Origin of the sequence: Gracilibacillus salinarum (genome assembly GCF_022919575.1) — a bacterium.
In the GTDB taxonomy this organism is placed as follows: domain Bacteria; phylum Bacillota; class Bacilli; order Bacillales; family Amphibacillaceae; genus Gracilibacillus; species Gracilibacillus salinarum.
Map to the genome: position 1 here is coordinate 2,266,251 of NZ_CP095071.1, position 19,189 is coordinate 2,285,439.

At 39.1% G+C, this 19,189-nt stretch carries 20 protein-coding genes; 8 read left to right on the forward strand and 12 right to left on the reverse strand.

Annotated elements, in window-relative coordinates:
• Nucleotides 1-231: 231 nt before the first annotated feature.
• The 4 genes from MUN87_RS22430 to MUN87_RS10460 all read right to left on the reverse strand — a co-directional run bounded on the left by MUN87_RS22430 (nucleotide 232) and on the right by MUN87_RS10460 (nucleotide 6,735).
• A complete protein-coding gene (locus MUN87_RS22430) occupies nucleotides 232-276 on the reverse strand; it encodes an erythromycin resistance leader peptide (RefSeq protein ID WP_121128006.1) in 45 nt (14 codons plus the stop codon).
• Between the two features lie 488 nt (nucleotides 277-764).
• Nucleotides 765-3,125, reverse strand: coding sequence for an RNA polymerase recycling motor HelD (gene helD / locus MUN87_RS10450; protein ID WP_244747706.1), 2,361 nt, complete (start codon nucleotides 3,123-3,125; stop codon nucleotides 765-767).
• Nucleotides 3,126-3,209: 84 nt separating this feature from the next.
• The gene (locus tag MUN87_RS10455) at nucleotides 3,210-5,021 is read right to left on the reverse strand and encodes an ABC transporter ATP-binding protein (protein WP_244747707.1); all 1,812 of its coding nucleotides are present in this window, start codon (nucleotides 5,019-5,021) and stop codon (nucleotides 3,210-3,212) included.
• On the reverse strand, nucleotides 5,011-6,735 hold the full coding sequence (locus MUN87_RS10460; protein ID WP_244747708.1) for an ABC transporter ATP-binding protein: 1,725 nt from the start codon (nucleotides 6,733-6,735) through the stop codon (nucleotides 5,011-5,013). Before MUN87_RS10460 ends, MUN87_RS10455 begins: the two co-directional genes overlap by 11 nt.
• A gap of 276 nt (nucleotides 6,736-7,011) precedes the next feature.
• On the opposite strand from MUN87_RS10460, the gene MUN87_RS10465 reads away from it, so the two are divergent.
• The 4 genes from MUN87_RS10465 (at nucleotide 7,012) to phnE (MUN87_RS10480) (ending at nucleotide 10,488) form a co-directional block, all read left to right on the forward strand.
• A complete protein-coding gene (locus MUN87_RS10465) occupies nucleotides 7,012-7,986 on the forward strand; it encodes a phosphate/phosphite/phosphonate ABC transporter substrate-binding protein (RefSeq protein WP_244747709.1) in 975 nt (324 codons plus the stop codon).
• Nucleotides 7,987-8,115: 129 nt separating this feature from the next.
• Nucleotides 8,116-8,892 (forward strand): phosphonate ABC transporter ATP-binding protein, encoded by a 777-nt coding sequence (gene phnC / locus MUN87_RS10470; RefSeq protein ID WP_244747710.1) that lies wholly within the window; start codon nucleotides 8,116-8,118, stop codon nucleotides 8,890-8,892.
• Nucleotides 8,885-9,685, forward strand: coding sequence for a phosphonate ABC transporter, permease protein PhnE (gene phnE, locus MUN87_RS10475; protein ID WP_244747711.1), 801 nt, complete (start codon nucleotides 8,885-8,887; stop codon nucleotides 9,683-9,685). Before phnC ends, phnE (MUN87_RS10475) begins: the two co-directional genes overlap by 8 nt.
• The gene (gene phnE / locus MUN87_RS10480; RefSeq protein ID WP_244747712.1) at nucleotides 9,685-10,488 is read left to right on the forward strand and encodes a phosphonate ABC transporter, permease protein PhnE; all 804 of its coding nucleotides are present in this window, start codon (nucleotides 9,685-9,687) and stop codon (nucleotides 10,486-10,488) included. The genes phnE (MUN87_RS10475) and phnE (MUN87_RS10480) overlap by 1 nt, the downstream gene beginning before the upstream one ends.
• A gap of 176 nt (nucleotides 10,489-10,664) precedes the next feature.
• On the opposite strand, the gene MUN87_RS10485 is transcribed toward phnE (MUN87_RS10480), so the two are convergent.
• The 5 genes from MUN87_RS10485 to MUN87_RS10505 form a co-directional block, all read right to left on the reverse strand.
• Nucleotides 10,665-11,381 (reverse strand): hypothetical protein, encoded by a 717-nt coding sequence (locus MUN87_RS10485; RefSeq protein WP_244747713.1) that lies wholly within the window; start codon nucleotides 11,379-11,381, stop codon nucleotides 10,665-10,667.
• Nucleotides 11,378-12,253, reverse strand: coding sequence for an ATP-binding cassette domain-containing protein (locus tag MUN87_RS10490; protein WP_244747714.1), 876 nt, complete (start codon nucleotides 12,251-12,253; stop codon nucleotides 11,378-11,380). The genes MUN87_RS10485 and MUN87_RS10490 overlap by 4 nt, the downstream gene beginning before the upstream one ends.
• Nucleotides 12,253-12,627 carry a GntR family transcriptional regulator gene (locus tag MUN87_RS10495; protein WP_244747715.1) on the reverse strand — a complete coding sequence of 125 codons (375 nt, stop codon included), beginning with the start codon at nucleotides 12,625-12,627 and terminating at the stop codon, nucleotides 12,253-12,255. Before MUN87_RS10495 ends, MUN87_RS10490 begins: the two co-directional genes overlap by 1 nt.
• A gap of 815 nt (nucleotides 12,628-13,442) precedes the next feature.
• The gene (locus MUN87_RS10500; protein ID WP_244747716.1) at nucleotides 13,443-14,348 is read right to left on the reverse strand and encodes a DUF1002 domain-containing protein; all 906 of its coding nucleotides are present in this window, start codon (nucleotides 14,346-14,348) and stop codon (nucleotides 13,443-13,445) included.
• A 247-nt stretch (nucleotides 14,349-14,595) separates the two neighbouring features.
• Nucleotides 14,596-14,976: a RidA family protein gene (locus MUN87_RS10505; RefSeq protein ID WP_244747717.1), complete on the reverse strand. Its 381-nt coding sequence runs from the start codon at nucleotides 14,974-14,976 to the stop codon at nucleotides 14,596-14,598.
• A 100-nt stretch (nucleotides 14,977-15,076) separates the two neighbouring features.
• Between MUN87_RS10505 and MUN87_RS10510 the strand changes: the two genes are divergently transcribed.
• On the forward strand, nucleotides 15,077-15,478 hold the full coding sequence (locus tag MUN87_RS10510) for a secondary thiamine-phosphate synthase enzyme YjbQ (protein WP_244747718.1): 402 nt from the start codon (nucleotides 15,077-15,079) through the stop codon (nucleotides 15,476-15,478).
• 29 nt (nucleotides 15,479-15,507) lie between these two features.
• On the opposite strand, the gene MUN87_RS10515 is transcribed toward MUN87_RS10510, so the two are convergent.
• Nucleotides 15,508-16,269 (reverse strand): MerR family transcriptional regulator, encoded by a 762-nt coding sequence (locus MUN87_RS10515; RefSeq protein ID WP_244747719.1) that lies wholly within the window; start codon nucleotides 16,267-16,269, stop codon nucleotides 15,508-15,510.
• An 88-nt stretch (nucleotides 16,270-16,357) separates the two neighbouring features.
• Between MUN87_RS10515 and MUN87_RS10520 the strand changes: the two genes are divergently transcribed.
• On the forward strand, nucleotides 16,358-17,047 hold the full coding sequence (locus MUN87_RS10520; RefSeq protein ID WP_244747720.1) for a CPBP family intramembrane glutamic endopeptidase: 690 nt from the start codon (nucleotides 16,358-16,360) through the stop codon (nucleotides 17,045-17,047).
• Between the two features lie 85 nt (nucleotides 17,048-17,132).
• On the opposite strand, the gene crcB is transcribed toward MUN87_RS10520, so the two are convergent.
• Both crcB and MUN87_RS10530 read right to left on the reverse strand, forming a co-directional pair.
• Nucleotides 17,133-17,510: a fluoride efflux transporter CrcB gene (gene crcB / locus MUN87_RS10525; protein ID WP_244747721.1), complete on the reverse strand. Its 378-nt coding sequence runs from the start codon at nucleotides 17,508-17,510 to the stop codon at nucleotides 17,133-17,135.
• Complete coding sequence (locus tag MUN87_RS10530; RefSeq protein ID WP_244747722.1) at nucleotides 17,507-17,908, reverse strand: fluoride efflux transporter FluC; 402 nt, start codon at nucleotides 17,906-17,908, stop codon at nucleotides 17,507-17,509. Before MUN87_RS10530 ends, crcB begins: the two co-directional genes overlap by 4 nt.
• A 199-nt stretch (nucleotides 17,909-18,107) precedes the next feature.
• On the opposite strand from MUN87_RS10530, the gene MUN87_RS10535 reads away from it, so the two are divergent.
• Complete coding sequence (locus MUN87_RS10535; RefSeq protein WP_244747723.1) at nucleotides 18,108-18,413, forward strand: DUF5316 family protein; 306 nt, start codon at nucleotides 18,108-18,110, stop codon at nucleotides 18,411-18,413.
• Between the two features lie 264 nt (nucleotides 18,414-18,677).
• On the forward strand, nucleotides 18,678-19,178 hold the full coding sequence (locus tag MUN87_RS10540) for a GNAT family N-acetyltransferase (RefSeq protein ID WP_244747724.1): 501 nt from the start codon (nucleotides 18,678-18,680) through the stop codon (nucleotides 19,176-19,178).
• Nucleotides 19,179-19,189 lie beyond the last annotated feature (11 nt).

Consider the following 19,189-nt stretch of genomic DNA (forward strand, 5'->3'; position numbering starts at 1 on the left):
CATCATCATTCGGAATCACTCCTTATTCTATATTTTTAAATATGAAAAAATCACAGACAATCTGCCTGTGATTCGAGAGTAAAACAGAATAAAATGATTTGGTAAAAAAAAGAAAGGCAATCTTCCGCCTTTCTTTTGAATAAATTATTCATAAAGATTATTAAAAAAGGACAGATTTATCCCGTTTACCCTGCATGTAAAAACAGAAACAGAGTCTTTGAACGTATTCAGTTACTGATTCAAAGCTGGGAAACGTAATCTCATCGAATGTGTCATTTTTTAATAATCCTCCTTATATCTTCAGTATAGAATGGAATACCGCAAAAGTCAAAAAGTCAGCCAAAACCCAGCCGTTCCCTTAGATATTTATAGCTTCAAGTGCTGGGATCCCGCTCCTCCCTAGCACTTCGCGTCTTGCGGGGCCTATGTCCGCAGCTTTGCTAAGTAGATAATCTATATCAATATGATCATTTTGCATCACGGTCTCAGTTTATAATTCATATTACAAAAACCACTTTTCTTTCCAACAGAACAAAGGCGCAAGCGCCCGTTTAGAGGCGTAGCGAGTGGAGCGAATCAACTGAGATAAAGGAATCACGGTGAGCTTGCGAATCGATGATGACTTATCGTAGGGCGATTTCGCGAAGTCGTCTAGTCTCTGGGCGCTGGAGCCGGACGTGGCCGTTTCTGTCAGCGAACATCATATAGCCCAAAATTTATACTTTCTTGACTTACAAAAAAATAAGACAAGGTAGCTCCTTGCCTTACTTTTGTGAGATCTGATGAACTTTGTAATGGCGATATTGTTGTTTCGGTATGTCCTGTAGAAAATGCGTCGGTTTACCAATTGAAAACAACGCAAGATCATGCATCGCTCTTGTACAAGCTGTATAGAATAAGTTACGTTCTAGCTCATCCTGGAAATTATGATCGGATGCATCCAGAATAATCACTGCATCGAATTCAATTCCTTTGGCAAGATATGCCGGAATGACAACAATCCCCTTATTAAAAATATGGGCTTCCTGTGTCATCAGTTCCACTGTTACTCGGTGTTTCAGACGATCATAGACTGTTTGGCATTCTTCCAATGTTTTACCGATGAGTGCGATCGTTTCATGGCCATTTTGTTCATACAGTTCAATTTGTTCCACTATTTTTTGATCTAGCATGTCGTGCTGTTCAACTTCCATTACTATTGGCGTATCCCCTTCACGTTCAAATGGTTCAATCAAATCACCGTTCGGCATGAAAGATTTGGTAAACTCTACAATCGGAGCAGTCGAACGATAACTTCGCGTTAACACAATGCGCTCGTGACGTTCCTGCCATTTTTCAGAAAGCAATGTTTCATCTCTCAGCGCATGTGCGTATATCGCTTGATTAATATCACCAAGCAGTGTCATGCTGCTGACAGGAAACATTTGCTTCATGAGCACGAATTGGAAAGGTGTATAGTCTTGTGCCTCGTCAATGAACAAATGCTGAATGGTGCGTTGAGCATCAAAGCCTAATAAATTTTTCTCAAAATAAATAAAGGCAGGTGCGTCTTCCCATGTCAGGTATTTTTGCTTCAGATGTTCTTCTGTCGTATAACAAATTTCTTTCCATTGCTCCGGTAGTATCAAGCTACCATCAGTTATCCACTGATCTGATGAAAATAATTGACGGAAGGTTCTTAGCGGATCCACAAATGCTAACTGCTTTACTTTTTTTCTTAAAGGTCGCAAGCGCCATGCCACCACTTTTTTTCGCAATAATTCTTCCTCACGATCATAGTCGTCAAAAGTATCTTCTGAGAATTGATTCTCTTCCTGTAACATATGATGAACGTCAACATAATCTGCCTTTTCCAGCAATTCACTTTCTTCCAATACCCAGTCCTTTTCACGCTCCACTTTCTCTAAGCGTTTCAATTGCAGCAGTATCCAGTTCGATACTTTCTCTAAGCGATCCGCTATCGGTAATCTTCCTTCTGTCTGATAGAAATATTTCTCTATCATTTGCTTCGGAATAATTACCTGTCCCCTAAAGGTAATATTTCGAAAAACAATGCCTCGGGTTGATAAGTGTTCCAAATAATGATCAATCAGTGCTTTATAATCGAGACTTGCCTTATAATGCATGGATTCTACCCTTGCTTCATAATCATTCCCCTGCTTATTTAAATAATATTCCATCTGCTCAAAAGGCGTTTCCAATTGAAAGCTGTCATCTAATTGGCGATGTAGATATTGATAGAACGTCATTTGCTGCATATTGTCTTCACCTAATTCCGGTAGAACCGTTGCAACATAACTGTTGAATAACGGATTCGGTGAGAAAAGTACAATCTGTTCAGATGTCAACGTTTCACGATACCGGTAGAGCAAGTAAGCAACACGTTGTAAGGCTGCGGATGTTTTCCCACTCCCTGCAACACCTTGGACAATCAACACTTTCGCTCTTTCATTCCGAATAATTTGATTTTGTTCACGCTGTATCGTAGAAACAATACTTTTCATTTTGGTACTTGCCTGATTACCAAGGACGGATTGCAACAGATGATCACCAATGGTAAGACCCGTATCAAACATTCCTTTTAATTCGCCAAATTGAATCATATATTGTCGTTTTAACGTTATTTCCCCGGAAATATTTCCTTGAACGGTGTCGTAACTTGCCGGGCCAGGTGGATAATCATAGTACATGCTCGAAATAGGGGCTCTCCAGTCGTAAACGAGAAAATTATCTTCATCTTCGTCTAACACAGAAGCTAAGCCAATGTAAATTGGCAGCTCTTCTGAACCATTTTCTTCCTTGAAATCAATTCTGCCGAAATATGGTTTGTCTTCTAGCCTGCGGAGAATATCTAATTTTTCACTTACTTGCCCATGGCTTCTTTCCCTTTCGGACAAAAATTCTGCCTGTTGTTTAATACTAGCTTCTGTTTCTATTTTATCATCCATTTCTTCTATATTGACGGTGACATCTTCCCAGAAATCACGTCTAATATCAATGACGTCTTCCTTTAAATCTTTTGCTTTAGATTGTAAAGAAGTAATCTTCTTCTTAATTTCATGGACAACATCGTCCACTCTTTGTTTCTCTTCTTGCCATTCTTGGTCATTCCATTCCTCTGACACTCATTCCACCTCCATTACGGTGATTTCAGATAGATATATACGCACACTGCTAGTCGTCATTATTATATGCTATCTATACTTGTATCAATCATAAGTAGTTTGTGTTGTGACTAGATTAGCATAAAAACCATTTTCTTTCATCAATGATGAATGGTCACCTTTCTCTATGATGGAACCATCCTTTAAGACAAGTATCATATCAGCCTTTTCAATCGTATTCAAGCGATGTGCTATGATAAAACTAGTCTTTCCTTTCATTAATGTTTGTAATGCATCTGTAATTCTTAATTCTGTAATCGTATCAATACTGCTGGTTGCTTCATCCAATATTAAGATAGCCGGATCAGCGAGCATTGCCCGTGCAATTGCAATCAGTTGTCGCTGTCCCTGACTGATTCCTCGGCCATTGCCTTCAAGAACGGTGTCATACTGCTCTGGAAGCTGTTGGATAAATGCATCCGCATTCGCAAGACGAGCCGCTTCCAATACTTCTTGATCAGTTGCGTCCAATTTTCCATATCGAATATTTTCCCTTATCGTTGTATCAAATAGATAGGAATCCTGAAGTACCATTCCGAGATGCTTTCGTATGCTGCGATTACTTGTGTTACTCAACGGAACACCATCTAGTAATATTTCCCCTTCCTTCTCAATAAAAAAACGGGCCAATAAGGAAATAATTGTTGTTTTGCCAGCTCCAGTTGGTCCAACGAGCGCAACTGTCTGGCCAGCTTCTGCATGAAATGAAACATTACGTAAAACCTGCTCCTCTTCATTATAGGAAAAAGACACGTGATCAAACCGTACTTCCCCTTTTACCTGTTCCAATTCTCGTTTTCCTTGATTTATTTCTTCTTCTTCCTGATCCATCACTTCAAATGCCCTCTCTGCACCGGCTACGGCTGAAAGAATGGTATTAAACTGATTCGCCAGGTCGTTTAATGGTCGAGTAAACTGTCGGGCATAGGTAGTGAAAGTAACGATTATCCCTATCGTAATCACCTCAGCATTGGTGTATAACACGATCCAGCCCCCGACGCCGACAATAATCGCAAAACCAAAATTATTTAACCCGTTCATTAATTTAGGGATAAATCCAGAGTAAACTTGCGCCCAATAGCCCACATCGCGCAATTTTTTATTCTGCTTGCGATACTGGTCAATCACTCGTTGTTCTTGATGAAACAGCTTTACCATCGAGTGACCTGACAACGATTCTTCCAGGAATCCTGTCATTTCTCCTAATTCGCGTTGCTGCTCTTTAAAGTAATAGCCTGTTCTGTTCGTTATCCATTTCATCCCTGCATACATAAGCGGTACAATAGTAATGGTCATTAGTGTCAGCAAAGGACTTAGCAACACCATCACAACAAGGGTACCAACTAAAGTTAATACACTCGTTGTCACTTGGATAACAGCCGTATTTAATGTTCTGCTGACATTCTCAATATCATTTGTAAGGCGGCTCATTAAGTCACCACTCTGGGTTTTCTGAAAGCTCATCAGTGGCAAACGGAGTACATGATCAAACAATTCCTGACGCATCGTATAGACCGTGTTTTGCGATATATCAATCATCCAGTAATTCTGCAGCGCCAATGTAAGTGAGTGTAATATAAAAACAATTAGAAGGATAATTAATATGGTTTGAAAGGAAAATGAGCTTGTTGCACCCGTCATCACATCAACAGCAACCCCAATAAAATAAGGACCGAGCAACGATAGCACAGCACTTGCTATAATCATTGCCAGCACGAGCCAAAATAATGCTTTATCTGTCTCCATATAAGTCCAAATTCTCAACAGGGTGGCGCGTAAATTTTTCACTTTCGGCTTTTTGCTAATTGGCGGGTGATGTCTTGATGGCGGCTGTATCGGCTGATTTTTATTCGTCATCAATCTTCACCCCTTTCTTTAATTGTGAATCAGCAATGGATTGGTAAAGCAGATTCGTGTTCATTAACTGCTGATGTGTGCCTTTTCCTGCTATTCTCCCTTTATCCAAGATCAAAATCTGATCCGCATCTCTTACTGAACTAATTTTCTGAGAAACAAGAAACGTAGTACATTTCCGTTTGCGTATCGCCTCTAAAACCTTTGCTTCCGTTGTTGCATCAAGCGCGCTGGTACTGTCATCTAATAACAATACTTTCGGGTTATCAGCTAATGCTCTTGCGATAGAAAGACGTTGTTTCTGACCACCAGACAGGTTCACACCCCGTTGACCGATTACCGTGTCATATTGATTCGGCAAGGACAGTACAAATTCGTGTAGTTGCGCCTCTTTCGCTACCTTCCTTGCTTCATTCAACGATAAATGATCGTTTCCCCACCTAATATTGTCCAGAATCGTACCTGAGAACAAGAACCCTTCTTGGGGAACTAACGTGATATCATGTCTCACGTCGTTCCCTATCTGTTCAATCGGCACGCCATCTATCCAAATTTCTCCTCCAGAAGGATGATACAAGTATGGAATTAAATGTAACAGGGTTGTTTTTCCCGATCCTGTTTCCCCTAATATACCGACCTTTTCACCTGCTCTCACGGTGAAATTCAGTTGCTCCAGCACATTTTGATTCGATTTAGGATATTGAAAAGACACATCAACAAATGACACCTCTCCATTTAAGTGTATACGCTCTTGTGCAGCATCAACTTGATCATCGCCATGCGCAGACAATACTTCGTCGATTCGATTGGCAGAAGCCCTACCTCTTGAAAGATTCATTAGCAAAAAGGAAAACACTCCTAAAGATGCCAGCATTCTCGTCGCATAATTGATGACACCAACCACTTCACCCGCTTGTGCGGATTCCGTTTCCAACTGCAAATAACCAAAACTTAACAATGCAATCATTGCTACGTTCATAATCAACATCACAATTGGCATCACCATTTCCATGATCCACAACGCTTTGCTGTTTTGATCCTTTAATTTGGCATTAACCGCTGCAAAACGATTATTTTCAAATGTCATCCGGTGAAAAGCTTTCACCAGTTTAATTCCTAATAAATTCTCTCTGATAACATTATTAACTCGATCAATTTGCTGCTGCACATAACGAAATAACTTCATCCCTTTTATTAATAGAAAGAACATGACGATCATCAGAACAGGCACTGCTGCAAGTAAAATCAAGGCTAATGAAACATTAAGCGTAAATGACATGACAATACCAAATATTAAAAACAGCGGTGCTCGCAACATAATACGCATAAAGGCAAATAATAGATTTTGTACTTGTGTCACATCATTTGTCATTCTTGTTAATAAAGTAGAAGTCGCAAACTGTTGCATCTTCATCGCAGAGAACATCTGTATACGGGCAAACATATCATTGCGTAAGTCATAGCCTACACCTTGGCTTACTTCAGCAGCAAAGAACGAACTCGTAATACCTGCTGCAAAAGCCAGAATGGTAATCCCTAATAAAACACCACCATACACGTAGATAATTTGCATGTTACCAGCCTGAATCCCATCATCAATCATTTTGGCCATAATAATCGGCTGGACAAGTTCTACTATTAATTCCACAATCATTAGAAACAGTGCAATGCCCATCGCTTTTCGGTATGTATTGGCATATTTTAATATACGTCTCATCCATTTTCCCCCATTATCTTTCTTACCTTATTATATCGAATAAAAAGCGCTTACTCCATTTATCACTATTAAGCCTTTGTAAAAAATATTAACGCATTTATAAATTTGTAATGTTATGGTAAATTCTATGGCTTTTTTACTAGTTACCATAGATAATATCTATGCAAGAATAATTAGGAAATATTGTGAGACTATTTACCAATATAGTAGATTTTCCAAATGTTTACTTAGATAATATTCTTGCACCATTATCTATTTCAAGGGGAATAGGAAACAATGAAAAAAATATTATTGTTGTTGATGCTGCTGCTAACATTCCTTGTCGTCACTGCTTGTGGTTCAGGGGATGAAACGAATGGCAGCGAGGATAGTAACAGTTCCACAGAAGAATCTGGTGAAGATACTTCTTCTGATGAAGCAGAGGCAAGTGAAGAAAGTGATATGCCAGAAGAACTAGTAGTCGGATTTGTACCTTCTCAAGATTCCGAAACGATTGCAGATACCGTCGCTCCATTAGCGGACAAGTTATCTGAAGAGCTGGGTATTCCTGTTGAAGGAAAAGTAATGACAAACTATACAGCTCTAGTGGAAGCAATGGGTACAAATGAAGTACAAATTGGTTTTATCCCTGCTTTTGGGTATGTATTAGCAAACGAAAAACATGATGTAGAAGTTATTTTAAAATCAGAACGTTATGGAAGCGGAACATACAAAGCACAGTATATTGTCAGTGCAGACTCTGATTACGAAGAGTTAGCAGACTTAAAAGATGCTGTTTGGGCTTATGGCGACCCAACTTCTACAAGTGGTTACTTATTCCCTGCTGCACAGATCATGGATGAGTTTGATGTAGAAAATCCGGAAACTGAGTTCTTCTCGGAAGCTTTCCAGACAGGTGGACACGATAACTCCGCGATCGCAGTATACAACGGGGAAGCTGATGTCGCAACAACATTTGACGATGTTCGCGGCGATTTAGAAGAAGAGTATCCGGATATTATGGAGAAGACGAGAATTCTTGGCTACACAGACGATATTCCGAATGACACCATTTCTGTTACAAAGGAATTAAGCGACGACTTAGTTCAACAAATTAAAGACACATTCTTAGGCTTTAATGAAGATGAAGAAATGATCACGATTATGAATGAAGTGTATAACTGGGATGCTATTATTGAAGCAGAAGACAGTGAGTATGATGTTGTACGCAGCACGTACGAAAAATTCGGTGACAGTATTTCTTTAGATTAATAGAATGCACGAAACAGGAGAGAGCATGCTCTCTCCTGTTTCTCTATAAGAGGAAGTTCAAAAATGCGCTTTTACCTGCTAAGACGCTCTCCTTTTTGAACAATCTCTATACAAGAAAGGGGTTCAAACATGATAGAATTTCAAGATGTCTCGCTCGTATACCCTAACGGAACAGAAGGATTAAAACATATCAATTTGAAAATAAATGAAGGAGAATTTGTCGTGATTGTTGGGTTGTCCGGCGCCGGCAAATCTACCTTTATTCGAAGTATAAATCGGTTAGTCTCTCCTACCTCAGGAGCACTACTGGTTGAAGAGGAAGATATTCTTCAACTAAAAGGTGCTGGCTTAAGAAAACTTCGCACCAAGATAGGAATGATCTTTCAAAGCTATAACCTAGTAAAACGATCTACCGTAATGAAAAATGTAATTTCTGGTCGCTTAGGCTATACTGGCACTTTGAAAAGCATCCTAAATATCTTCTCAAAAGAAGACAAACTGCTCGCCTACGAAAATTTAAAGCGAGTCAATATTGAAGAGAAGCTTTATAATCGTGCAGATGAACTTAGTGGAGGTCAGCAGCAGCGCGTCAGTATTGCACGCGTATTAACGCAAAAGCCAAAATTAATTCTTGCTGACGAACCTGTGGCAAGTCTGGACCCACCTACTTCTCACCAGGTAATGAAGTATTTAAAACAAATTAATCGTGAAGATAAGATTACCACGATTGTTAACTTACACTTTATTGATATGGCGATGGAATATGCCGACCGGATTATTGGCATGCGGGCTGGTGAAGTGGTCTTCGATGGACCGGCCAGTGAAGTAACCGAAAAGACATTTGAAGAGATTTACGGTCGCTCCATCCGTGACGAAGACCGCCGAGGAGGGGTTGAGGATGAATAAGCCATCAACCTACATTCCAAAAGGTATCTATCCTTTTAAAACAAAAATGATCATGACCGTTGCCTTAATTGTCGTCGTTGGCTTTTATCTAGTCAGTTCCATTAAGACGGAATCGTTTATTATTGATATTTTTGTAAAAATACCGAATGTATTTGGGCTCATTAGTGACTTTTTTCCTCCTGATTGGGGATATGTTACTCAAATATGGCCAAAATTGTTTGAGACCATACATATGGCTATTATCGCTTCGACTGTCGCAGTTATTGTCAGCATTCCGTTCTCACTTTTGACAGCGAACAATGTGACAACAAATAATGTATTATATCAAGTGATGCGGTTGATCCTGAATTTCATCCGTACTATTCCTGACATTATTTTGGCTGTTGTTTTTGTTGGTCTGTTTGGGATTGGTGCTTTTTCAGGTATTATGGCATTAATCATTTTCTCTATCGGAATTCTCGTAAAACTAATGAGTGAAGTTATTGAGGCAATTGATATGAATCCATCCGAAGCGATTCGTGCTTCTGGAGGAAATAGTTTACAGACTATTAGTTTTGCAATCGTGCCACAGGTTTTGCCACAGTTTATTTCTTTTAGTCTTTATGTATTTGAGCTAAATATCCGTGCTTCACTCGTGCTAGGTTATGTTGGTGCTGGAGGGATAGGGCAACTGTTGAATAAAGAAATGAACTTCCTTAACTATCCAGCTGTCAGCAGTATTATCATTATTGTTTTTGCAGTTGTCGTTATTATCGACATGATTAGCGCTAAATTAAGGGAGGGACTAGTATAATGACAGATCAGCATACCCTTCCTCAACCACCTAAAAGCAAATGGAAATTAATCAAAAGAATAAGTATTTTGATTATTATTTTACTTATTTATATTTGGACAATCTCGAGCATAAACATTCGCTGGGATAAAATTTTCAGCAGTCGTACATTAGAGAATTTTGACCGTATCATCCCGCGCTTTTTCCAGCCGGCCGTCGCAGAAACCGAAAGCATCATCGAAAAAATGATCGAGACCATTTTCATTGCCTATACCGGTTCGTTGGCCGCTGCAATTATTGCTGTACCACTAGCCTTTTTATGTGCATCTAACATGGTCAAAAATAAAGTTCTCAACAATATCGGCATGTGGATACTAGGTGCGGTCCGGGCATTCCCAGAAATTGTTCTCGCAATTATTTTCGTAGCCGCAGTTGGTCCAAACCCATTTGCCGGGGTCCTTGCAATTGCAATAGGCTCGACAGGCATGCTCGGCAAGTTATACTCGGAAGTGATTGAATCAATTGATATGCATGTTATCGAAGCATTAGAAGCAAGTGGTGCAAACAAACTGCAAATTCTCTTTTACGGCATTATGCCGCAAATACTGCCGGAGTTTTTGTCCTATGCGATCTACCGTTTTGAAATAGACGTCCGTGCTTCGTCTGTACTTGGTATTGTAGGTGCTGGTGGTATTGGTACATTAATCACTTTCGCTTATATGAATCGTAACTGGGAAGAAGTCGGGATGATTTTGCTTGTGATCATTATTACTGTTACGATCATTGATCAGATTTCCGGCTTTATCAGGAGAAAAATCGTATAGATATTTTTCACTATCTCGTGTGTCTGCATTGCTAAAATTTCACATTTTCCTATCGTATAAAAAATGATGCCGAACGACACGAATGTTTCCTTGGATATTCGTGTACGTTCGGCTATCGTTTTAATTCCTTGTTAAACTGTTGTTCCCCTTACACATTTGATCAGCATTTCGTTTCGTTAAACCTTAATTCGGACGTTCGTCGTCATCGTATGAATAATGCCAGTAATGACAGCAATCATAATGACACTTATTAGTAAACTTAACCATGCAGATGCGTCCGACAAATGTAATAGTTCATAAAATGGCAGCTTAATTTTTTCACCCCATACACTGGATTGAACCATGACGATCGGGTGAGCCAATACAATGCAACCAAATCCAATCATCCACTTCTCCTGATAAAACCCGGCAGATATGAACCAGCCCACTATATAATAAAGCAATATATCCGCAAGTAATTTAAGATAAAATGAAACAGGCATTATTACTGGTTCCTTATATCCGGTCATTGCGGCGATTCCATACTCCACCCCTGAAAGGATGATGATAATAACAGAGAATGTGAAAGCCAAAGCAACCATTGACTGTATTACTCCATTAAAATAGGCAAGCCTTGTTACCCCATTTCCCACAAAATACTTGATAAAGCCTCCCATAGACAGTAAGCCACAAATAAGAAAGAAGATTCTTGATGTGTCAGCAATCGCATAGGCAATCGACCAATCCGTATTGTGCTTTTCAAAAACCGGTAAGTTAATCTGAACATCTCCGCCAAGAGCCGCAACAATTGCTGCTATAATCATGATGGCAACCGCTACACCAAGGTACCATAACATCCACGTGACGATCGTTTGATACATGGCCAATCCAACTAGACTTGCTTTCGATTTCATTCGCCATCCTCCTTCGTCAAATGAATAAATAATTGTTGTAACGTGATAGTATGAAGATCAAGGTGAAGTCGTTTAGCTTCTGCAATCTCTTCATCTGACATACTTCCATATAAAGAAACAGATTTTGTATTACCAAGTTCCTGTTCATGCAACACTTGTTTTTCTGCTGCAAATTGCATGACCTGTTCCTTCGGTCCTGTAACAGTAACCCCTCTGTTGCGCAGTTCATCCGCTTCTTCGTGTAGCAACACTTCTCCATCATCCAGTATTATTACTTCTTCGAAAAGCTGCTCCATTTCTGAAATTAAATGAGTGGATAAAATCATTATCCTAGGATGTTCGATAAAATCTTGCAGTACTTCTTCATAAAAAATTTCTCTTGCAGGGGCATCCATTCCTAAATATACTTCATCAAAAATGGTGACTGGTGCTCTGCTCGCTAAGCCGATGACAGCTTGCAACGCTGATTGCATTCCTTTTGAAAGATTGGATATGGTTTGAGATTCCGGTAATTTAAATCGTTTCATTAGATACTTAGCATAATCCTTGTCAAAGTTAGGTCTGAAGAGAGCTGTACCTTTAAGATAATCTTTCACTTTGTCTGTTTCGTCATCCCATTTCTCATCTCGAATGAAGATAACCTGCTCCATAAGATCGGCATTTTCAAATACAGGTTCACCATCCACCAACATTTCTCCGCCACTCGCCTTTCTAAATGCAGCCAAAACCGATAGCAGCGTGGTCTTTCCAGCTCCATTCCGCCCAAGCAACCCATAAATTTTCTTTCCGTCTAAATCAAACGATATATTATCAAGCACTGTATTATCCTGCAACTGCACCGTCACTTGTTTGGCTGTTATGCGATCGACCATCAATTATCCCTACCTTTCGCTTCATTAATCATTTTTTTAACTTCCTCAACCGAAATATCCAGTTTCTCTGCCTCATACAGCAGATTTAATACATAGTTGTCTCGAAATTGATGCTTTCTTTTTTCGCGCAACTGTTTAACTGCACCTTCCATCACGAACATTCCAACGCCTCTTTGTTTGTACAACACACCTTCATCCACCAGCTTGTTAAATCCTTTTAAAACTGTTGCTGGATTTATTTTGTAATGGGCGACGAGTTGATTGGTCGATGGCACCTGCTCCCCTTCCTGTAAGGTTCCATTAACAATCTCGTCTTCAATCATTTCTTTTATCTGAAGAAAAATCGGTTTCTCATCATCTAACGCAACCCGCATACTATACCCCCTTCATCATGAATGTTAAATGGTTAGTTAGTTATGTAGTTAACTATATATCGGTTTATGTATAAAGTCAATTGTTTTTTTATTCCAATATTAATGTTCGGGAAAAAGAAAATGTGAAACCAGGGGCTTATAAAGTGGGACTTCATTGCAAAATGGTCATTTTATCTGCGCTGCAAAGCTCCTGAAATAGGCTCCGCGTCCTGTGGGCACGGCTTCAGCTAGGCTAATACTTGAAAAGCATCTGTGCTGCATTGTACCGAGGAAGCCTACTTCGAAGCAATACTGGCAGACACAGGCACAGACCAAGTGGATCTTCAGCTCGCGCTGATTCCACGGGAGTCTCCGCCTATTTCCTACGCTTTAGGGAAGTGCTACAACGATTGGCACAGCTAAAAGCAGTAGCGCTAAACATGGTACATCTAACAATGAGGTAAGTCACAAAAGCGTAGCACTTTATATACTAGCAGTGATATTAGTTGTAGAGCTAGACTTTAGCGTAGGCCAACCACGGAGACTCCCGCGGGATCAAGCAGGTGCTGAAGATCCACTTTGTGAAGCGCCCTTCTTCACAAAGTTAGCTTCAGCCGTGCCCCGCAGGACGCGGAGTGGTTGGTCGAAGCGATATCCCAGCACACTAAATATCTCAACATGGATGCTTGGCTAGCGATGGCTAGTTGACATAATCCATATTATAGGAAGCTATCTTCCTATTCAGCATGATTACTTCTACGACTGTACGTATATACTTTCTTTGCTTATAAATAAGACCAAATCAACAAATGATTTGGTCTGATAAATATATTTTATTATCCAAGCAACCCTTTAATAGAATCAACGATATTCTGGAAGAAGTTTTTCACGCCTTGCCAGAAGCCTTCTGTATCACCGCCTGTTACTTCCTCCAACTTACCTTGCAAATCGGATACAATCGAATCGAGCTGATCCCTTACTTGTCCAAAGTCAATATCCAAGTTACGCATTCTTTCAAATAAATCCGTCAGCATTTGGCGATCTTCTGGACTTAGCTCAATGTTTAATTGATTTAATTGATCCTGGACGATTTGTTCAACTTCTTCTTTTGTAGCTGGATTTTGTTCAGAAATTTGTTTCTTAATTTCTGTTAATAATTCACTCACTTTTTCTTGATCTATTCCTGCTTGCTCAGCTAGATCAGTTGCAACATCTAATTCATCATTCGCTACTTCCATGCGATCTTGATCAAGTGTTTCTCCATCAACATTAAAAGCCTTATAAATGCCCGTTAATGCCGAATGTCCTGTAACTTTCACCGGGGAAGCTACTTCAATTAATGCATTCTCCACACCTGCAGTCAGTAGCGCATTGGCGTACATTTCTTTCGTTACTTGTGTAATACTATCTGGATTTACAATATTAACGACTACCCCGTATCCATCTTCTTTACGCGTAATTTTGGCAGATGAATACATATTTGAACTTGGATCACCACCGATGTAGTTTACCAGGTCTTCTGCAGTAACAATGTATTCGTCTACTTGCTCAGCATCTGTCGCGCTTAACAGATTGCGCACCTTATTTTTTTGATCATCAGACAACGCCTCACCAAGTACTAGTTTCGGTTTGCCATATCGCTCATCAATAACCGTTTCATCACCTTCACTTGCTGACACAAAAGGGGAAACAACTAGTCCCAATATCGCCAGCACAACCAGCATCCACGTGATTTTTTTCATGTAAAATACTCCTTTACACCTTTATACTTACCTTATATATTATGATAGATTTTACGAATTATGGGAAGAATTTTTGTCATTTTCTATCAATTTTACACAATTAAAAATTGGAACAGCTCCCAAGCATTGAGGAAAGCCTTGTTTTTCCTATACTTGATGACTTCATCGTTTGGAATGATTCACAGTCTCACCTGAAATAAAAAAACAGAGGTGCTGCATCTAAATCAACCCCTCTGCTTTTTCTTCGTTATCCTTTTTTCGCGATGACATCCATTTCCACACCGACACCTTTTGGTAATTGGCTTACTTCTACTGTCGCCCTTGCCGGATATGGCTCTTTCAGAAACTTCGCATATGCTTCGTTGATCGTAGCAAAATCGTCCATATTCGTAATATAAATCGTGAACTTCGCTACATTGGCGAAAGTCAATCCCACTTCCGTTAATATTGCATCCAAATTTTTCATGACTTGGTCCGTCTGTGCAGCGATATCTCCTTCCACTACTTCCATCGTTTCTGGATTTAGCGGGATTTGGCCCGAAACAAAGACCAAATCTCCCACATCAATCGCTTGTGAATATGGCCCAATTGCTTGTGGTGCTCTGTCAGTATGTATTGCTTTTACCATGCTTATCGCATCCTTTCTAGTCTATTTACAGAAAATTTTAACATATAATTGATTTTTAGTAGAATAGAAAGAGACTATTTTTATAAAAAGGATGATCACAGTGGAAAAAACATTTCAATTAAAAACAAGTCATCATGACCAAATGATCGATATTACAGCAGAAGTAGCAAGCTATCTCCGTGAACAAGGCGTAAAAGATGGTATTGCGATCGTGTCATCGTTGCACACAACAGCAGGCATTACTGTTAACGAAAATGCGGATCCTGATGTAAAAACAGATTTTCTAAGAAGGATGCGTGAGGTTTATCCATGGGAACACCCAAAGGATTTGCATATGGAAGGAAATACAGCAGCCCATCTAAAGGTTAGTACAGTCGGTCATAATCAAACCATGATTATATCGAATGGCAACTTATTGTTAGGAACCTGGCAAGGCATTTATTTCTGTGAATTTGACGGTCCGCGTCAGCGTAAATTTCATGTCAAGGTAATAGAAGGATAAAATCCTGTCATTGATCATTTAAGACCAAATCACGAACTGATTTGGTCTTTTTGCTGACAAACGATCGCGTTTTCCATAAAAGTTATAACCGCTTCCTGGACAGGATATAAATTTAAATCAGATGAGTTATCCTTTGATTTACGAGCTTCCCAAAACTTCCTTTCTAATTCAACATCACCATTAAACATTTCATTAGACAGAATCAATGTATCCTCAGCGATCAGTTTACCTTCTTCAGAATCAGGTAATTTCCCTTCCTTCAAGCATAATTCTATTCGTTTGATCAAGTTAATCCATTTGGTTATTTCACTGGAATCTGACTCCATTTTAGGTAATTGTTCATTTAACGTTTTTTGTTCCTCTTTCGAAAATAATTCTTCCATCGTATCATTCTTTCTGGCTTCATTTAAAGCAGGATCTTCCGTAAGTAAAGGTATTAAACTTTCCCACTGAATATTTCCTTCAAGTTTTAGCGTATTTATCAGTGTGTTGGTGTAATCTAATGATTCATTTAGCTGCCTGATATTTTGTACTAATTGCTCTTTATGAACACTTAACACCATTTCAGTCGACATCCTGTTGATGATTTTTTCAATATCGTTTAAAGGCATAGAAGTAGATTTCAAAAGAAGAACTTTTTCAAGTAACAATATATCTTCGGATGTATAAAAACGCTTTCCATTTTCCTCCTTCTTTGTCGGTACAACTAAGCCAATCTCATCATAATAACGAATTGTTCTTACGGAGACGTTTAATCTTTTGGCTACTTCTCCTGTTAAAAAATAATGCATGAAAATTCCTCCTAACCTCTTGCAGGTTACGTTACGTCACCCTTTATTCTAAATATATCACACTTATAAATAGATGGAGGAATTAAAATTGAAGGAAAACTTGTCGATGAAATGGAACTATAAGGAACTAATTATTTTATTAATATTGGCTTTAGCATTTGTTCCGGTTGTCATTGAGATTGTAGTAAACGATCTATTGTACTTAGTATTTGAGAACAATTTGTACGCAGGTACAGCGACAGGACTGATAATGGCAATTGTGTTTACATCTGGGGTATACATTGTTGCATTAATGCCACACAATCTGAACTGGAGTGAAGTAGGATGGACTTCCTTCTCCAAACACTACTGGAAATGGATTATCGTTTGGAGTTTGGTGTTAATCGTTGCTAGTATACTGGTCTTAATAGTAATGGATTCATTTAATATCGGGGTTGATAATAGTAAAACAGCATCCTTAAAACAGCATGTAACATGGTTTACCTTTAGTATTGGGTTCATTTCAGCCGCTATTATTTCACCTGTTTATGAGGAGATATTTTACCGTGGATTTCTTTATAAATGGTTCAGGGTGAAATGGGGTGTCGGTGCTGGCTTACTATTCAGTTCTTTGATCTTCACACTTGTTCACATACCGACGTATAACACACTTCCCGTAAATTTCATTTCAGGATTAATATTTGCATGGACATATGAAAAAACCAATTCTATTATTCCAGCCATTATTATTCATGGAATCTTTAATGGATTGGGAATTATATTAACTTCAATCTCGTAAATATTGTCCGTGTAAAGGATAGCAGGGATAAACGAACAGCACGCTTATACTTTCGGTTCGTTTATCCCCTTTTTAAGGATGACACCTAATTAAACAGCCATAATGCTGCACTAAACAGCAAGACTGAACCGATAATACTGAGACTGACATACGTGGTTAGACTCCCCCACTTCTTAGCTTGATACAATTGAATGGTCTCCATACTAAAAGTAGAAAAGGTAGTAAATGCACCAAAGAAACCGAGACCGACTGCCAAATAGAGCGTATCTTGATAGGCATCAGTCGGGAATCCGTGATAAGCAATGCCGTAGAATGCACCCAGACCAAACGAACCGATTAAATTTACGGTAAGCATGGCTACTGGAAAAGGTGGTGACGGGAATTTATTCATAAAAATAAGTCCTAATATATATCTGAAGACTGCTCCAACAGCTGCACCTGTTGCAAGTAATAAGCTATTCATTTGCTCTCCACCTCCACCATTGAGGCAGCTATCCGATTGCCGATGGTATACCCACCTAATGCCAGCAGCACTCCCCCGAATGAAGATATACAAATATAAAGGGTCGCTTTTAACAATGAATCAGTTAAGAGCATAACGGTATCTGCTGCGAATGTTGACATCGTCGTAAATCCGCCGCAAAGTCCTACGCCAAGCCCCGCTTTTAACCATTCTTTTGGAATTTTCACCAGAAAAAAAGCAGTGAGAAAGCCTAATACTAAGCTACCTGTTAAATTTTCTATTACAGTTCCAAGTGGAAATGACGAATCAACGAAGAGATTTATACCATAACGTCCTAACGCACCAAGAGCAGCACCGACCGCTATGGCTGCGATGTTTTTACTATATTGCTCGAACATGACGTTCAACCTTTCTATGAATCAAAACTTTATTGGTGAGAAGTATTCCAAGTCAGCATGGGCAGGCATCGTATAAAATGATAGTCACAGTATATCATTAATCCCCTTACCAATCCTAATCTCCACTCGTATCGACTGGATATTTATGTTAAAATAAAATGACTTGAATCTGGCTTTTATTTGAAAGGTGGCTATGCAAATGACTAAATTTAGCTGGTGGATTGGAATTAGCGTTGCTGTCATTTCAGTGACCATTGGGCTTTTTTCTCGTAATTTGGAGCTGGTATTAACCATCTCCGGCATTGCGTTTATCGTACCAATCTTATTGGCAGTCATTTTTTCAGGGGCATTAGTTAGCGGGGACAGAATGCATTCTATTTTTCTTACAGAATCAAAAGAAAAAAGGACCGAAAAAAATCGATGGATAAAGAATCTATTAGCTATAGCTCTTCCTAACTTATTCGTTATCCTTATAATCGTGGGGATAACGTATGTAACCGGTTAAGAATTATCAGTATGTATCAGGGAATAGGAAAGACGTTTTAAGGCCTTTATTGTTTTGCTAAGAGTAATCGGCATACCAATAGCTGTATTTTTTCTGTTAAAATAGCTATACCAAATTATAAAGACTAGTGATTTACAGGTGGAACAAAACAAAAAAATGATTCAGCTCTTAGAAAAAAACAGATAAAGTATGACTTAAATCAGTTGGGGTATTACGGACGGTTAGCGCCGTGATAAATAGTGATTCATATGAGGAGAAAATGATATGGAAGTCAGGCAATTACAATATAAAGATGCAGAAATCTACTTAAAGATAAGACTGGAAGGTTTACAAAACAGCCCTGCCGGATTTGCTTCCAGTTATGAGGAGGAAAAGAAGCATACTGCTGAGAAATACCAAAAACGATTTGCCTCACCAAAAGCTTCCTTTACTTTTGGCGCATTTGAAAATACCGAGCTAGTTGGCGTAATCACTTTAGTAAAGGAACCTTTGTTCAAGTTACGTCACCGTTCGAAATTAGTAGCGATGTATGTAAAACCGGATCAGCGCGGAAAAGGAATAGGAAAGGCACTTTTACTTAAAGCAATGGAAAAAGCAAGAAGTATAGAAGGACTGGAGCAAATCTATTTAACCGTAGTCGATACCAATGCTATCGCGAAACAGTTATATACGTCTTTAGGATTTGAGACTTGCGGAACAGAGAAGCGCTCATTAAAAGATGGAAATACTTATCATGATGCAGAGCATATGGTATTGTTTCTTTAAGGCGGGATAGG

Coding starts and splice junctions, on each gene's coding strand:
- MUN87_RS10460 (WP_244747708.1), bottom strand. CDS start 6,735: ATGAGACGTATATTAAAATATGCCAATACATACCGAAAAGCGATGGGC.
- MUN87_RS10540 (WP_244747724.1), top strand. CDS start 18,678: ATGGAAGTCAGGCAATTACAATATAAAGATGCAGAAATCTACTTAAAG.
- MUN87_RS10515 (WP_244747719.1), bottom strand. CDS start 16,269: ATGCATTATTTTTTAACAGGAGAAGTAGCCAAAAGATTAAACGTCTCC.
- MUN87_RS10485 (WP_244747713.1), bottom strand. CDS start 11,381: ATGAAATCGAAAGCAAGTCTAGTTGGATTGGCCATGTATCAAACGATC.
- MUN87_RS10455 (WP_244747707.1), bottom strand. CDS start 5,021: ATGACGAATAAAAATCAGCCGATACAGCCGCCATCAAGACATCACCCG.
- MUN87_RS10505 (WP_244747717.1), bottom strand. CDS start 14,976: ATGGTAAAAGCAATACATACTGACAGAGCACCACAAGCAATTGGGCCA.
- phnE (WP_244747712.1), top strand. CDS start 9,685: ATGACAGATCAGCATACCCTTCCTCAACCACCTAAAAGCAAATGGAAA.
- phnE (WP_244747711.1), top strand. CDS start 8,885: ATGAATAAGCCATCAACCTACATTCCAAAAGGTATCTATCCTTTTAAA.
- MUN87_RS10490 (WP_244747714.1), bottom strand. CDS start 12,253: ATGGTCGATCGCATAACAGCCAAACAAGTGACGGTGCAGTTGCAGGAT.
- MUN87_RS10530 (WP_244747722.1), bottom strand. CDS start 17,908: ATGTTCGAGCAATATAGTAAAAACATCGCAGCCATAGCGGTCGGTGCT.
- phnC (WP_244747710.1), top strand. CDS start 8,116: ATGATAGAATTTCAAGATGTCTCGCTCGTATACCCTAACGGAACAGAA.
- MUN87_RS10495 (WP_244747715.1), bottom strand. CDS start 12,627: ATGCGGGTTGCGTTAGATGATGAGAAACCGATTTTTCTTCAGATAAAA.
- crcB (WP_244747721.1), bottom strand. CDS start 17,510: ATGAATAGCTTATTACTTGCAACAGGTGCAGCTGTTGGAGCAGTCTTC.
- MUN87_RS10465 (WP_244747709.1), top strand. CDS start 7,012: ATGAAAAAAATATTATTGTTGTTGATGCTGCTGCTAACATTCCTTGTC.
- MUN87_RS10500 (WP_244747716.1), bottom strand. CDS start 14,348: ATGAAAAAAATCACGTGGATGCTGGTTGTGCTGGCGATATTGGGACTA.
- MUN87_RS10535 (WP_244747723.1), top strand. CDS start 18,108: ATGACTAAATTTAGCTGGTGGATTGGAATTAGCGTTGCTGTCATTTCA.